The sequence below is a fragment of the Streptomyces sp. NBC_01092 genome (assembly GCF_045039535.1).
Taxonomy (GTDB): domain Bacteria; phylum Actinomycetota; class Actinomycetes; order Streptomycetales; family Streptomycetaceae; genus Streptomyces.
This window is the reverse complement of record NZ_CP108659.1, coordinates 4,729,845-4,746,408: the sequence shown is the minus strand read 5'-3', so window position 1 is coordinate 4,746,408 and position 16,564 is coordinate 4,729,845. Positions and strand designations below refer to the sequence as shown.

The window sequence follows — 16,564 nt, the reverse complement described above, 5'->3', positions numbered from 1 at the left end:
CTCGTCAGCGTCCGGCGACAGGCTTGGCGGCGAGGCTCATTCGTCGCCGAAGGCCAGGAGTGCCAGTGCCGGTTATATCCGCGTCGCATGAATTCGATGTCAGCGACCTCTTCGTGAATCTGCAACCGCTCTTCGGGCGCCGTCTCTTTCTCAAGGTCGAGGGATTCAACTTCGCCGGCTCCATCAAGCTGAAGGCGGCCCGGGAGATGGTCGCGCAGGCGGAGGCCGCGGGCGCGCTCCGGCCCGGCTCGACCCTGGTGGAGTCCTCGTCCGGCAACATGGGCGTCGCCCTGGCCCTGCTCGCCGCGAGCCGCGGATTCAGGTTCCTGTGCGTCACCGACTCCCGCTGCAACGCCGTGACCCGGCGCACCATGGAGTCGCTCGGCGCCGAGGTGCACGTCATCACCGAGCCGCACGAGACCGAGGGCTTCCTCGGCGCCCGGATCCGCCACGTCAAGGCGCTCCTGGCCGCCGACGACAAGAAGGTCTGGCTCAACCAGTACCTCAGCCCCGGCAACTGGATGGCCCACTACCGCACCACCGCGCCCGCCATCGCCCGCCAGTTCCCCGACCTGAACGTGCTGTTCGTCGGGGCGGGCACCACGGGCACCCTGATGGGCTGCGCCCGCTACTTCCGCGAGCGGCGGCCCTCGGTGCGGGTGGTCGCCGTCGACAGCGTCGGCTCGGTCACCTTCGGCCGCCCCGCGGCCACCCGGCACATCCCCGGCCTCGGCACCAGCGTGCGGCCGGCGCTGCTCGACGAGTCCCTGGTCGACGCCGTCGTCCATGTCCCGGAGGCGGCCACGGTGCGCACCTGCCGGGAACTGATGCGGCACGGATTCTCCTTCGGCGGCTCCACCGGAACCGCCGTCACCGGAGCGCTGAGCTGGCTCTCCGAACATTACGGCGACGCCGCCTCCGGTATTCGCGAGCAGGTGACCGCGGTGACCATTTCCCCGGATCTGGGCGAGCGCTATATGGAGACCGTTTACCACGACGAATGGGTCACGCACTCTCTCGGCCCGGAAAGCATCACGGAGCACACCGAAGGGGCCTGGGCGGGGACGGAATCGACGGCCGGACTCGAGACGGTTTCCGGCTGAACGGCACTGACGGACTAGCGGACTAGCGGACGATTTGGTTGAGGCGCTGAGAATGACGGAGAGCAAAGCGATGACGACAAACCGAGGCGCCGTCCTCCCGCTCACCGCGGCGCAGGCCGAGATCTGGTTCGACGAACAGTTCGCCACCGGTCCGCTCGGCTACAACATGGCCGACTACATCGACCTGCGCGGACCGCTCGACCCGGACCTGCTCGGCCGCGCACTGGGCCGCCTGGGCCATGAGGCCGAGGGGCTGCGCGTGCAGTTCGTGGACGAGGACGGCACCCCCGGCCAGATCATCCGGCCGCTCGCGCAACTCCCGCTGAAGCGGCTCGACTTCGACGACGAGCCGCAGCCGCTCGCCGCCGCCGAGGCATGGATGCGCGCCGACCACGCCGAGCCCCTGAAGGTCACCGACTTCCCGCTCTTCCGCGGCGCCCTGATCCGGCTCGGCCCCGAACACCACCTGCTCTACCTGTGCATGCACCACATCCTGGCCGACGGTTTCAGCCGCGCCCTGCTCTACCCGAAGCTCGCCGCCCTCTACACCCGCCTCGCGGCCGGCGAGGACGAGCGCGCCCTCGACGCCGACGCCATGCCGCCCTTCCACCGCCTGCTGGACGCCGAGCGCGACTACCTCGACTCGGGGCATGTGGAGCGCGACCGCGCACACTGGACCGCACGCCTGACCGCCGGCGCCCACGGCCCCGCACCCGAACTCGTCTCGCTGTCGGCCCGGCAGCCCGCCCCCGGCCGCAGCGCCCTGCGCCACACCGCCCGCCTCTCCGTCGAGGCCACCGACGCCCTGCGCGCCCTCGCCCGGGACGGCAAGGTCACCATGCCCGTCGTCCTGGTCGCCGCGGCCGCCGCCTACACCCAGCGCGCCACCGGTGTCGACCGCCCGCTGCTCACCCTGCCGGTGACCGGCCGGGTCGGCGCCGCCAGCCGCGAGATCCCCGGCATGCTCGCCAACTACCTGCCGCTGGCGGTGCCGGTACGCCCCGACACCACCCGCACCCAGCTGCTGCGCCGGGCCTGGATCGAGGTGTCGGGCGCCCTGAAGCACCAGCGCTACCGCGGTGACCGCATCCGCCGCGACATCGGCCTGCGCACCGACGACCGGCGCCCCTTCGGACCGTTCATCAACGTCCTCAACCAGGACCCGGCGCTCGCCTTCGCCGACGCCTGCGACGGCACGGTCGTCAACCTGTCCACGGGCATCGTCAACGACCTCATCATCACCGTCCTCAACACCGCCGACGGCACGATGGAGATCCACCTCGACGGCAACCCGGAGCTGTACACCTCGGCCGAACTCGCCACCCACCTGGCCCGCTTCGAGGCCTTCCTCACCTCCCTCGCCGCCCTGCCCGCCGACCACCCCGTCGGCCGGATCGGCCTGGGCGCCCCCGGCGAGCCCCGCGGCCTGCTCGGTACCTGGGACCGCGACGCCGAACGAGCGACGTACGAGGGGCTCGTGGAGTGCGTACGCGCCGTCGCGGCGACCTCGCCCGACGCCGTCGCAGTGTCCGACGGCACGGAGACCCTCACCTACCGCGAGCTGCTGACCCGCGCCGCCGGTGTGGCCGCCCGCCTGCACGCCTCGGGCATGGAGCCCGGCGCGGTGGTCGCCATGCTCGCCGACCCCGGGGTGCCGTTCGTCGCCGGTGTGCTGGGGGTGCTGGGCGCGGGCGGCGCGTATCTGCCGCTGGACCCGGCCGCCCCCGCCGCCCGCAACGCCGGCCTCCTCCAGGACAGCGGCGCCCGCCACCTGTTGACCGGCGCCGCCTACGGGACCCCGGCCCCGAACGTCACCGCCCTTCCGCTCACCGAACCCACCGACGCCACCTGCGCGACCGAACTCCCCGCCATCGGGGACGGGTTGGACCTGGCGTATGTGATGTTCACGTCGGGGTCGACGGGGCGTCCGAAGGGGGCGATGGTGCAGCGGTCGGGGATGGTGAACCACCTGTGGGCGAAGGTGGGGGACCTGGACTTGGTCGCGGGTGAGGCGGTGGTGCAGAACGCGCCGCTGACTTTCGACGTGTCGGTGTGGCAGATGCTGGCTCCGTTGCTGGTGGGCGGTCGGGTGCGGGTGTCGGGTACGGAGATGGCGGCGGATCCTGCTGGGCTGTTCGGGATGGTGCGCGAGGAGCGGGTGGCCGTTCTGGAGGTCGTGCCGTCGCTGCTGCGGGCCGCGCTGGATGCCTGGGATGTCGAGGGCCGGGCGCCTGAACTGCCGTACCTGCGCTGGCTGATGGTGACCGGCGAGGCGCTGCCCGCCGATCTGTGTGAGCGGTGGCATGCCCGCTATCCCCAGGTGCCGCTGATGAACGCCTACGGTCCGACCGAGTGCTCGGACGACGTGACGCACGCGGTGATCCGGGCCGGGGACGATCTCGGTGGCCGGGTACCGATCGGCGGCGCGGTCCGCAACACGCGGCTGTATGTGCTGAGTGATGAGCTTCAGCCGGTCCCGGTGGGCGTGCCCGGTGAGCTCTACGTCGGTGGCGCCGGTGTCGGACGCGGCTATCTGCACGACCCGTCCCGCACCGCGGGCACGTTCATGGCCGACCCCTTCGGGCCCTCGGGTTCCCGCATGTACCGGACCGGCGACCGGGTCATCCAACGGCCCGACGGACAGCTGGAGTTCATCGAGCGGCGTGACCACCAGGTCAAGATCCGGGGCCGCCGGGTCGAGACCGGCGAGATCGAGGCCGTCATCCGCTCCCTGGAGAGCGTGGTCGACGCCGCCGTCGCCGTACTGCCCGACGCTTCCGGCAACCCACGTCTGGTCGGCTATCTGACCGGGCCGGGCGTGGACGCCGGGCAGGTGCGCGACGAGCTGGCCCAGTTGCTGCCCGCGTACATGATCCCGTCCTCCTGGCTGGTCCTGGACGCCATGCCGCTCACCCCGAACGGCAAGCTCGACCGCAAGGCCCTGCCGCAGCCCGCCCTGTCCGGGCAGGAGGCGGTGCGCGGGCCGCGTACCGAGCGGGAGCGGGTGCTGTGCGGGATCTACGCCGACGTGCTCGGTACCCGGGACGTCGGCGTCGACGAGGACTTCTTCGCGCTCGGCGGCGACAGCATCCGTTCCATCCAGGTCGTCAGCCGCGCCCGCAAGGCCGGCCTTGCGCTGACCACGCGGGACGTCTTCGACCACAAGACCGTCGCCGCGCTGGCCCGGGCCGCGGCCGCCCTCGACGTGGACCCGGCCGGTGAGCCGGAGAGCGACGAGGGTGTGGGGCCGTACGAACTGACGCCGATCATGGGGCAGTTGCACGAGGACACCCGTAGCCTCACCGGTCCCGTCGTCAAGTACAGCCAGCACGTCGTCGTGCACGTCCCCGCCGGACTCGACGCCGATCTGCTGGACGCCGCCCTGCACACGCTGGTCGACCATCACGACGCCCTGCGCACCCGGGCCACCGAACCGGCACCCGGGCTGTGGCAGACGGAGGTGCTGGAGCGCGGTGCGCTCGCCGGAGTACGGCTGGTGGCGAGCGCGGACGCGGGCGGGGCGCGGGGCAAGGAACTGCTCGCGTTCGCCGAGCGGCAGGCGGCGGCGGCGCGTGCGCGGCTGGACCCGGGTGCGGCGGTCATGCTCCAGGCGGTGCTGATCCCCGCTCCTGGGTTGGCGGCCGCTGAGCCGACCTTCAGGGGCGCGGGGAACTGCGCGACCAGCCCCCACCGGCCCGCAGCCGACAACGCACCCGAACTCGCCCAGCCCGGCACGGACACCGCCCTCCTCGTCCTGTGCGGCCACCACCTCGTCGTGGACGGCGTGTCCTGGCGGATCCTGCTGCCCGACCTGGCCGCCGCCTGCGCGGCGCTCGCCGAGGGCCGTACCCCCGCACCCGACCCCGTCGGAACGTCGTACCGCGCATGGTCCCGGCTGCTCGCGGAGCAGGCCCGCACCGAGGTGCGTGGCGCCGAACTCGCCCTGTGGCAGCGGATCCTGGACGGCCCCGACCCGCTGGTCGGCACCCGGCGCCTCGACCTCGCCAAGGACGTGTACGGCACCCGGCGCACGCTGCGCCTCGAACTCGGCCCCGAGGTCACCGCACCGCTGCTCACCGACGTCCCCGCGGCCTTCCACGCGGAGGTCAACGACGTCCTGCTGACCGGGCTCGCCCTGGCCGTCGCCGACTGGCGCCGAAGGCACGGGCACACCCACTTCGCGCAGACCCTGATCGAGCTGGAGGGCCACGGCCGCGAGCAGCTCGCCGACGGCCTGGACCTGTCCCGCACCGTCGGCTGGTTCACCAGCGCCTTCCCGCTGCGCCTCGACCCCGGCGCCCTGGACTGGGACGAGGTGTGGGCGGGCGGCCCCGCCCTGGCCGCCGCCCTGAAGCGGGTCAAGGAACAGCTGCGCGCCCTGCCCGACCGAGGCGTCGGCCACGGCCTGCTGCGCTACCTCAACCCGCACGCCGCCCGCGTCCTCGCCCCATACCGGCGCCCGCAGCTCGGCTTCAACTACATGGGCCGCTTCGACGCCCGCGAGGACCGGCTGTGGGAACCCGCGGGCGGCGACGGCGTCGTCGGTACCGGCGCCCACCCCGCCATGCCGCTGCCGCATCTCCTCGACGTCACCCCGGCCACCGAGGACCGCCACGACGGCCCGCACCTGATCGCCAACTGGGCGTGGGCCGGACAGGCGGTCGCCGAGGACGACGCCCAGGACATCGCCGAGACCTGGTTCCGGGCCCTGGAGCTGCTGGTCCGGCACACCGCGACGCCCGGCGCGGGCGGCCGCACGCCGTCCGACCTGCCGCTGGTGGACCTCACGCAGGACGAGATCGAGGCGTACGAGGCCGAACTCGCGGGCGCCGGCACGACCCTGACCGACGTCCTGCCGCTCACCCCGCTCCAGCAGGGCCTGCTCTTCCACGCCGACTACGACCAGGACGCGACGGACGTCTACACCCTCCAGATCGTCGCCGAACTGGAGGGCGACATCGACCCGGCCGTCCTGCGCGCGGCCGGCCAGGCGCTCCTCGACCGGCACCCGAACCTGCGCGCCGCCTTCCGCGCCCGCGCCACCGGCGACCCCGTGCAGCTCGTCCCCGACCACGCCGAACTGCCGTGGCAGGAGACCGACCTGCGCGATCTGCCGGAGCCGCAGCGCACCGCCGAGCTCGACCGGATCACCGAGGCCGAGCGCACCCGCCGCTTCGACCTGACCGCCCCGCCGCTGCTGCGGTTCGCGCTGGTCACCCATGGCGAGGGACGGCACCGCTTCGTCTGGACCAGCCATCACATCCTCGTCGACGGCTGGTCGATGCCGCTGCTGGTGCGCGAGCTGTTCGCCCTGTGCCGCACGGACGCGGACGCCACGCTGCTGCCCGACCCGGCCCCCTACCGCGCCTACCTCGGCTGGCTCGCCGGCCAGGACCGCGAGGCGGCCCGGGCGGCCTGGCGTACGGCACTGGACGGCGTCGACGAGCCGACCCTGCTCGTCCCGGCCGACCCCGACCGGGCCCCGGTGCTGCCCGAGGCCGTGCGCGCCGAGGTGCCGCGCGAGCTGACCGCCGCCCTGTCCGGCTGGGCCCGCGCCCGGGGTCTCACCCTCAACACCGTCGTCCAGGGCTGCTGGGCGCTGCTCCTCGGCCGGCTCACCGGACGCCAGGACGTCGTCTTCGGCGCCGTCACCTCCGGCCGCCCGGCCGAGGTGCCCGACGTCGAGTCGATGATCGGCATGTTCCTCACCACCGTGCCGGTCCGCGTCCGCCTGCATCCCGACGCCACGCTCACCGAGCTCCTGCACACCGTCCAGGACCGGCAGACCGCGCTCATGCCGCACGAGCACCTGGGCCTCGCCGAGATCCACAAGGCGGCCGGTCTCGCGGGCGAGGTCTTCGACACGGTGGTCCTCTTCGAGAACTTCCCGCTGGACGCGGCCGGCCCCGACCAGGGCGCCGACGGCACACGCGTGCTGCGCACCGAGGCCAGGGACGCCCGCCACCACCCGCTGAGCCTGGCGGTCTTCCCCGGCGACGCCCTGACCCTGCGGCTCGACTACGCACCGGACCAGTTCACCCGTGCCGACGTCGAACGCGTCGCCCTGATGTTCCGCCACCTGCTGCACACCGTCGCCGACACCCCGGCCCTCCCGCTCGCCCGGATCGACGTGACGGCCCCGGCGACCCTCGCCGGATCCGGCACCCCCGGCGAACTCGGCGGACTGCTCGGCACCTGGGACCCCTCGATCCCCGAGGAGAGCCTGGGCGTCGTGGAGCGGGTGCGCGCGGTGGCCGACCGCATCCCCGACGAGCCGGCGGTGACGGACGGCACGACCTCCCGCACCTACCGGGAACTGGTCGAGACGGCCGGCGGCCTGTCCGTACGCCTCACCGCGGCCGGGATGACGACCGGCTCCGTGATCGCGATGCTCGCCGACCCCGGCGTGCCGTTCGTGACCGGCGTGCTGGGCGTCCTGGGTGCCGGTGGCGCCTACCTGCCGCTGGACCCGGCCGCCCCCGCCGCCCGCAACGCCGGCCTGCTGCGGGACAGCGGCGCCGGGTACCTGCTGGTGGGGACCGCGTACGAGGCCCAGGCCCGCGAGATCGCCGGTGACGTCACCGTCGTCGTCCTGGAGGACGCCCTCACCGACCGCGCCGTGCCGCCCACCGTCGGCGGTGGCCTCGACCTGGCGTATGTGATGTTCACGTCGGGGTCGACGGGGCGTCCGAAGGGGGCGATGGTGCAGCGGTCGGGGATGGTCAATCACCTGTGGGCGAAGGTGGGGGATCTGGACCTTGCCGCCGGTGAGGTGGTGGTGCAGAACGCGCCGTTGACCTTCGACGTGTCGGTGTGGCAGATGCTGGCTCCGCTGCTGGTGGGCGGTCGGGTGCGGGTGTCGGGCACGGAGATGGCAGCGGATCCTGCTGGGCTCTTTGCCATGGTGCGCGAGGAGCGGATGGCCGTTCTGGAGGTCGTGCCGTCGCTGCTGCGGGCCGCCCTGGACGCGTGGGATGTCGAGGGCCGGGCCCCTGAACTGCCGGACCTGCGCTGGCTGATGGTGACCGGCGAGGCGCTGCCCGCCGATCTGTGTGAGCGGTGGCATGCGCGCTACCCGCAGGTGCCGCTGATGAACGCCTACGGCCCCACCGAGTGCTCGGACGACGTGACGCACGCGGTGATCAGGGCCGGGGACGATCTCGGTGGCCGAGTACCCATCGGCGGCGCGGTCCGCAACACGCGGCTCTACGTCCTCAGTGACGAACTCCAGCCGGTCCCGGTGGGCGTCCCCGGTGAGCTCTACGTCGGTGGCGCCGGTGTCGGACGCGGCTATCTGGACGATCCCGCGCGTACGGCAGGCACCTTCATGGCGGATCCGTTCGCGGGGCCCGGTACGCGGATGTACCGGACCGGTGACCGGGTCATCCAACGGCCCGACGGGCAGCTGGAGTTCATCGAGCGGCGGGACCACCAGGTCAAGATCCGGGGCCGGCGCGTCGAGCTCGGTGAGATCGAGGCCGCTGTCCGCGGGCTCGACCAGGTCACCGACGCCGCTGTGGCCGTCGTACCGGACGCCTCCGGCAATCCGCGTCTGGTCGGCTATCTGACCGGGCCGGGCGTGGACGCCGGGCAGGTGCGCGACGAGCTGGCCCAGTTGCTGCCCGCCTACATGATCCCGGCGACCTGGCTGGTCCTGGACGCCATGCCGCTCACCCCGAACGGCAAGCTCGACCGCAAGGCCCTGCCCCTGCCGGAGCGGACGGACGAGACGCAGCAGGCGCGCGCCCCGCGTGACGAGCGCGAGGAGATCCTCTGCGGGATCCTCGCCGAGGTGCTCGGCATGCCGGCCGTCGGCATCGACGAGGACTTCTTCGCGCTCGGCGGCGACAGCATCCGCTCCATCCAGGTCGTCAGTCGCGCCCGCACCGCCGGCCTCGCGCTGACCACGCGGGACGTGTTCACGCACCGCAGCGCCGCCGCGCTCGCCCGGGCCGCGGGCGCGGTCGGGGCGGAGCCCGCTCCGGAGCCCGAGGGCGACCTGATCGAGCTGACCGACGAGGAACTCGCCGATCTGGAATTCGAGTTGAGTGAGGATCTGTCGTGACCGAGCCCACCACCGGGTCGAAGAGCAGGGCCAGATCGAGGATCAGCGAAGTACTCCCGCTCTCCCCGCTCCAGCAGGGCCTGCTCTTCCTGTCCTCGTACGACCGCACCGCCCCGGACCACTACACCCTCCAGTTCGTCGCGGACATCGACGGCGACGTGGTGGAACTGGAGCACCGGCTGCGCTCCGCCTCCGCCGCGCTGCTGCGCCGCCACCCCAACCTGCGGGCCTGCTTCCGCAACCGGAAGAACGGCGAGCCCGTCCAGGTCGTCCCGCACGAGGACGAGGTGCAGCCGCGGTGGACGGTGCACGATCTCACCGCGCTGCCCGAGGCGCAGCGGGAGGCGGAAGCCCTCCGGATCGCCCGGGAGGACCGGCTGCGGCGGATCGACCCGGCCCGTCCGCCACTGATGCGGTTCGCGCTGCTGCGGCTGGGCGAGCGCCGCTGTCGGCTGGTGTGGTCCGTGCACCACATCCTGGTCGACGGCTGGTCGCTGCCGCTGGCCGTGCGCGAGCTGACCCTCCTCGCGGACGAGCGGGGCGCGGCCGGGCTGCCCGAGCCCGCCGCCTACCGCTCCTTCCTGACCTGGCTCAGCACCCGTGACCGTGCCGCGGACCGCGCGGCCTGGGCGGGACTGCTGGACGGCCTCGACGGGCCCGTGCGGGTCGCGCCCGAGGCGGCCGGCGCGGAAGACGAACTCCCGGAATCTGCAAGGGACTTCCTGCCCGCGCGGGAGACGGCCGCCCTCACGGCCTGGGCGCGCGGGCGGGGACTGACGCTCAACTCCGTGGTGCAGGGCTGCTGGGCGGTGCTGCTGGGCCGGCTCACCGGCCGCGAGGACGTCGTCCTCGGCGCCGTCACCTCCGGGCGGCCCGCCGAGGTGCCGGGCGTCGAGTCGATGATCGGGCTGTTCGCCAACACCCTGCCGGTGCGCGCCGACGTGCGCCCCGGGCGGCGGGCCGGCGACCTCATCGAGGAACTGGCCCGGCAGCAGCTGGCGATGATGCCGCACGAGCACCTGCCGCTCGCCGAGGTCCAGTCCGCGAGCGGCATCCAGGGCGAACTCTTCGACACCGTCCTCGCCTTCCAGAGCTACCCGCTGGACGAGGAGGGTCTGCGCCGGGAGACCGGCGGCGCGGTGAGCGCGGCCCACGTGCACTCCGCGACGCACTACCCGCTCCACCTCACGGTCCTGCCGGGGGAGCGGCTCGAGCTGCAACTGGCGTACCGGAAAACCGTGCCGGGCGCCGACGGCGTCCTCGGCCGGCTCGTGCAGGTCCTGCGCGAGGTCGCCGCCGACCCGGACGTCCTCCTCGCCCACCTCGGCGGGCTCGACCCGCAGGAGGAGCGGCGGATCCTCACGGAGTGGAGCGCCGCCCCGGAAGCCCTACCGGCCAGCAGGGCCCAGGAAGCCGTACCGGCTCCCTCCCGCCGTACGACGATCCCGGAGCTGTTCGCCGCCCAGGCCGCGCGTACCCCGGACGCCGTGGCGGTGACCGCGGGCGCCGACAGCCTCACCTACCGGCAGCTCGACGAGCGCGCCAACCGGCTCGCGCACCTCCTCGCGGCCCGGGGCGCCGGGCCCGAGGCGTTCGTGGCGGTCGCACTGCCGCGCGGCGCCGACCTGATCGTCGCCGTCCTCGCCGTGCTCAAGGCGGGCGCCGCCTATCTGCCCCTGGAACCGGCCCACCCCGCCGACCGCGTCGCCCACACCCTGCGCGACGCCCGCCCCGTGCTCCTGCTGACCAGCAGCGACGTCGACCTGCCCGCCGCCCCCGACCTGGCGCGCCTCGACCTCGACGCCGACGGGACCCGAGCCGAACTCGCCGCCCGCTCGGCCACCGACCCCCGCGCCGCCGTGTCCCCCGAGCACGCGGCGTACGTCATCTACACCTCCGGCTCCACCGGCCGCCCCAAGGGCGTGGTGATCCCGCACCAGAACGTCGTGCGCCTGCTCGACCGCACCGAGGCCTGGTTCGGGTTCGGGCCCGACGACGTGTGGACGCTGTTCCACTCCATCGCCTTCGACTTCACCGTCTGGGAGCTGTGGGGCGCCCTGCTGTACGGCGGGCGTCTGGTCGTCGTGCCGTACGACGTCTCCCGCTCGCCCGACGCCTTCCGCGAGCTGCTCGCCCGCGAACGGGTCACCGTCCTCAACCAGACCCCGTCCGCCTTCTACCAGCTCATGCGGGCCGACGCCGAGGCGTGGAGCGAACTCGCCCTGCGCCACGTGGTGTTCGGCGGCGAGGCGCTCGACATCGGCCGCCTCGGCGACTGGTACGCACGGCACGCCGACGACGCCCCGCGCCTGGTCAACATGTACGGCATCACCGAGACCACGGTGCACGTCTCCTACCAGGAGCTGGACGCCACCACGGCCGCCGCCGGCGGGGGCAGCGTGATCGGGCGCGGCATCCCCGACCTGCGGGTGTACGTCCTCGATTCGGCCCTGCGCCCCGTCCCGGCCGGCGTGCCCGGCGAGCTGTATGTCGCCGGTCCGGGCCTCGCCCGCGGCTACCTCGGGCGCCCGGCCCTCACGGCCGACCGCTTCGTGGCCGACCCGTACGGCCCGGCAGGCGCGCGCATGTACCGCACCGGCGACCTCGGACGGTGGCGAGCCGACGGCACCCTCGAATACCTGGGCCGCGCCGACCAGCAGGTCCAGCTGCGCGGCTTCCGCATCGAGCTCGGCGAGATCGCCACGGTCCTCGGCCGCCATCCGGGCGTCGCCGAGGCGGCGGTCGTGGCGCGGGAGGACCGGCCGGGGGACCAGCGGCTGGTGGCGTACGTGGTGTCCGACGACGCCGAACTCGGCTCCGAGCTGAGAGAGTTCGCGAGCCGTCAGCTGCCCGACTACATGGTCCCGTCGGCCGTCGTACGTCTCCCGGTGCTCCCCCTGACCGCCAACGGCAAGCTCGACCGCCGCGCCCTGCCGGCGCCCGAGTACGCCACGTCGGACCGCGCCCCGCGCACCCGCGAGGAAGAGGCGCTGAGCGCGATCTTCGCCGAGGTGCTCGGGCTGGAACGCGTCGGCGTCGACGACGACTTCTTCGCGCTCGGCGGACACTCCCTGCTCGCGACCCGCATCATCAACCGCGTCCGCGCCGAACTCGGCGCCGAGCTGGGTGTACGCGACCTCTTCGAGGCCCCGTCCGTCGCCGCGCTCGCCACCCGCGTCCCGACCGCCGCCCCCGGCAGGGCACCACTCACAGCCCGCCCGCGCCCCGACACGCTGCCCCTGTCGTACGCCCAGCAACGCCTGTGGTTCATCGAACACCTCGGCGCCCCCGACGGCCTCTACAACATCCCCCTCGCGGTACGCCTCTCCGGCCCACTGGACGTGACGGCTCTGGAGGCGGCGCTGGGAGACGTGGTGACCCGCCATGAGGCACTGCGGACGGTGTTCCCGGCGCGACTCGAGACCGACCCGCACGGCAGCGCCCCAAAGGGGCGCGGGGAACTGCGCGACCAGCCACGACGGCGCAGCAGCCACCCGACGACACAGTGCGGCACTTCCCCTGGTGCCGTCGGCCCGGCCGAACAACGCGTGCTGCCGCCGGCCGATGCCCCCGTCCCCCTGCCCGTGACCCCCGTCGACGAGGCCGCACTGCCCGACGCCCTGGCCACCGAGGCAGGCCGCGGCTTCGACCTGGAGCACGAGATCCCCGTCCGGGCACGCCTCTTCACCCTCACCCCCGACGACCACGTCCTGCTCCTGGTCCTGCACCACATCACCGCCGACCGCTGGTCCCTCGCCCCTCTCACCCGCGACCTGACCACCGCGTACGAGGCACGCCGCATCGGCCATGCACCCCAACTGCCGCCCTTGGAAGTCCAGTACGCCGACTACACCCTCTGGCAGCGGGACCTGCTCGGCGACGAGCACGACCCCGACAGCGAACTCGCCCGCCAGCTCGCGCACTGGACGAAGGCCCTGGGCGGCCTGCCCGAGGAGCTCCAGCTTCCCTTCGACCTGCCCCGTGGCACCCACTCCGGCCACCACGGCGGCCTCGTCAGGGCCGACGCCCCGCGGGACGTCGTACGCGACCTGCGGACGTTCGCCACCGGGTCGGGCGTCAGCACGTTCATGGTGCTGCAGGCCGCCCTCGCCGCCCTGCTCACTCGCCTCGGCGCCGGATCCGACATCCCGCTCGGCACCCCCGTGGCGGGCCGCGCCGACGAGCGGCTCGACGACCTGGTCGGCATGTTCGTCAACACGCTCGTGCTGCGCACCGACACCGACGGCGACCCGGCCTTCCGCCAACTGGTCGAGCGGGTACGGGAGTTCGACCTCGCCGCCTACCGCAACCAGGACGTGCCCTTCGAGAAACTCGTCGAGGTGATCAACCCCGAGCGGTCGATGTCCCGGCACCCCCTGTTCCAGGTGATGCTCGGCCATCAGCAGGGGGCCGACCTGCCGCAGGGCGCCACGAGCGGCGGCCTGGCGCTGCGGCCGCAGGAGGTGCCCGGCGCCACCGCCAAGTGGGACCTGTTCTTCCAGCTCACCGAGGAGGGCGCCGACGGGCTCTCGCTCGCCCTGGAGTACCGCACCGACCTCTTCGAGCCCGCCACGGCCCGCCGTATCGCCGACGCCTACCTCCGTCTGCTGGCCGCCGCGCTCGCCGAGCCCGCCCTGCCCCTGTCCCGGCTGGACCTCATCGACCCCGCCGAGCGCGCCGACCTGCTGGAGCGCGGCACCCGCCGCACCGGCACCGACCGGACCACCCTCACCGAGCTGGTGGCCCGCCGGGTCGCCGCCACCCCGGACGCGGTGGCCCTGGTCCACGCCGAGGTCGACGGAGGGCTGGTCAGCACGACGTACGGCGACCTCGACGCGGCCGCCAACCGGCTCGCGCACCTCCTCGCCGGACGCGGCATCGGCCGCGGCGACCTGGTGGCGCTGTGCCTGGAACGCGGACCGGCCACGGTGACGGCCCTGCTGGCCATCGCCAGGACCGGCGCGGCATACCTGCCGCTGGACCCCGCCTATCCGGCGGAGCGGATGCGGGGCATGCTCGCCGACAGCGGGGCCCGGCTGCTGCTGACGCAGGAGTCGCTGGCGCAAGCCCTGGACCCGTCCCGGGCCGAACTCGTCGTCCTCGACGAACCCCGCATCCGGGGCAGCCTGGTCCACCTCCCCGTGACCCCACCCACGGTCACCCCACCGACCCCGGACGACCTGCTCTACGTCATCTACACCTCCGGCTCCACCGGCAGGCCCAAGGGCGTCGCCGTCACGCACCGCGCCGCCGTACGGCTCGTCCAGGGTCTGCCCGAGCTGGAGTTCACCCCGGACGACACGTTCCTCTACTTCGCGCCGGTCGCCTTCGACGCGTCCACCTTCGAGATCTGGGGTCCGCTGACCCGGGGCGCCCGGCTCGCGATCTGCCCGCCGGGGCCCGCCGACCCCGAGGCGCTGGGGGAGTTCTGCGGCCGGGCGGGGGTGAGCGTCGCCTTCCTCACCACCCAGTTCGTCAACGCGGTCGCCGACACCCGGCCCGGCGCGCTCGCCCCGCTGCGGGTGCTGCTCACCGGCGGCGAGGCACACTCCCGCGACCACCTCGAACGGCTGCGGGCCGCCCTGCCGGACACCCGCGTGTTCAACGTGTACGGCCCGACCGAGACCACCACCTTCGCCACCCTCCAGGACCTGGCCCACGCCGAGGACGCCCCGGCGACCGTCCCCATCGGGCTGCCCATCGGCGACACCTCGGCCTACGTCCTGGACGAGGCGCTGCGCCCGGTGCCGCGCGGCGTGGTCGGCGAGCTGTATCTGGCCGGGCCGGGTCTCGCCCTCGGGTATCTGGGCCGGCCGGGAGCGAGCGCGGAGCGGTTCGTGGCCTGCCCGTTCGGCGAGCCCGGCGAGCGCATGTACCGCACGGGCGACCTGGTGCGCTGGGACGCCCGGAGCCGTATCGACTACGTCGGCCGGGCCGACCAGCAGGTGAAGATCCGCGGCTTCCGTATCGAACCCGGGGAGATCGAACGGCACTTGACGGCCCACCCGGATGTCGCGCGGGCCGCCGTCCTCGCCCCCGCCGGACCCGGCGGGCAGCGGCACCTGGTCGCCTACGTCGTCCCCGCGCCGGGCCGTCCGGCGCCCGAACCAGCCGAGCTGCGCGCCCACTTGGCGGGCACCCTGCCCGGCTACATGGTTCCCGGTGCCTTTGTCGCGCTGCCCGACCTGCCCCTCACCCCGAACGGCAAGCTCGACGCCCGGGCCATGCCGGCCGCCGAGGCCGCTCCCGCCGACCGTGTCGTACGGCCGCCGCGAACCGATGCGGAACGGGTGCTGTGCGCTGCCGTCGGCGAGGTGCTCGGCTGCGGGCCGGTCGGTCCGGACGACGGGTTCTTCGCGCTCGGTGGGGACAGTCTCAAGGCGATCCTGCTGGTGAACGCCGCCGCGCGGGCCGGGCTGCGGATCAGTCTTGCGGCGGTGTTCGAGCACCGGACGCTGTCGGCTCTCGCCGGTAGTGCCGAGATGGGTGGAGGTTCGGGTGCGGCGCCGTGGGGGCTGGTCGCGCAGTTCCCCGCGCCCCTTCAGGGCGCTACCGGCGCCCTAGGTCCCATGCTGCCGATACGACCCACCGGCAATCGACCGCCACTGTTCTGCGTCCACGGCGGGCTCGGCTTCGGCATCCCGTTCGCCGCGCTTGCCGAGCACCTCGATCCTGACCAGCCCGTGTACGCCCTCCAAGCCCGCGGCCTCGCCGCCGACGAGCCGCTGCCCCGCGATCTCGCCGAGGTCGCCGAGGAGTACGTGGCCCGGATCCGGGCCGTGCAGCCCAGCGGGCCGTACCACCTGCTCGGCTGGTCCTACGGCGGAGTCGTCGCGCACGAGATGGCGCGGCGGCTGCGCGCGGCCGGCGAGAAGGTGGCCTATCTGGCCAACCTGGACGCCTTCCCCGACGACGCGACGGGCGCGGCGCCGACCGACGAGGAGTTCCTCGCCGACTTCCTCACCGAGGCGGGCGTCGACACGGCCGGTCTCGACCGGCTGACGCCCTCTGCGGTCGCCGCGCACCTCGCGCGCACCGGCGGCCCGCTCGCCGGTCTCGGCGAGCCCACGCTGGAGCGGCTGATCGGCGTCATGCGCAACAACCTCGCCCTGTTCCAGCGGTTCACGCCCGGCCGGTTCGACGGCTGCCCCATGACGCTGTTCCTGGCGACCGGAGGCGGCCTCGGCCGGGAGGAGCGCGCCCTGAGGACCAAGAGCTGGGAGCCGCATCTCGCCGGGGCCCTCGACGTGCACGACGTCGACTGCGGCCATCAGCAGATGCTCGGCCCCGGCCCGGCGGCGGTCATCGGCCGTCGCGTCGAGCGCGACCTCGCGGCACTGACGGCCGCCCGCTGAACCGACGTACCCGAATGTCCGACCCATCCGCACAGATCTGG

General features: G+C 73.7%; 3 protein-coding genes. All 3 read left to right on the top strand.

Annotated features, from left to right (window positions below; genetic code table 11):
- Positions 1-65: 65 nt before the first annotated feature.
- Positions 66-1,103, top strand: a complete 1,038-nt coding sequence (gene sbnA / locus OG254_RS21245; RefSeq protein ID WP_405583996.1) for a 2,3-diaminopropionate biosynthesis protein SbnA — start codon at positions 66-68, stop codon at positions 1,101-1,103.
- 70 nt (positions 1,104-1,173) lie between these two features.
- The gene (locus OG254_RS21240; RefSeq protein ID WP_405583994.1) at positions 1,174-9,168 is read left to right on the top strand and encodes an amino acid adenylation domain-containing protein; all 7,995 of its coding nucleotides are present in this window, start codon (positions 1,174-1,176) and stop codon (positions 9,166-9,168) included.
- Complete coding sequence (locus tag OG254_RS21235) at positions 9,165-16,523, top strand: amino acid adenylation domain-containing protein (RefSeq protein ID WP_405583992.1); 7,359 nt, start codon at positions 9,165-9,167, stop codon at positions 16,521-16,523. The genes OG254_RS21240 and OG254_RS21235 overlap by 4 nt, the downstream gene beginning before the upstream one ends.
- The last annotated feature ends 41 nt before the right edge of the window (positions 16,524-16,564 follow it).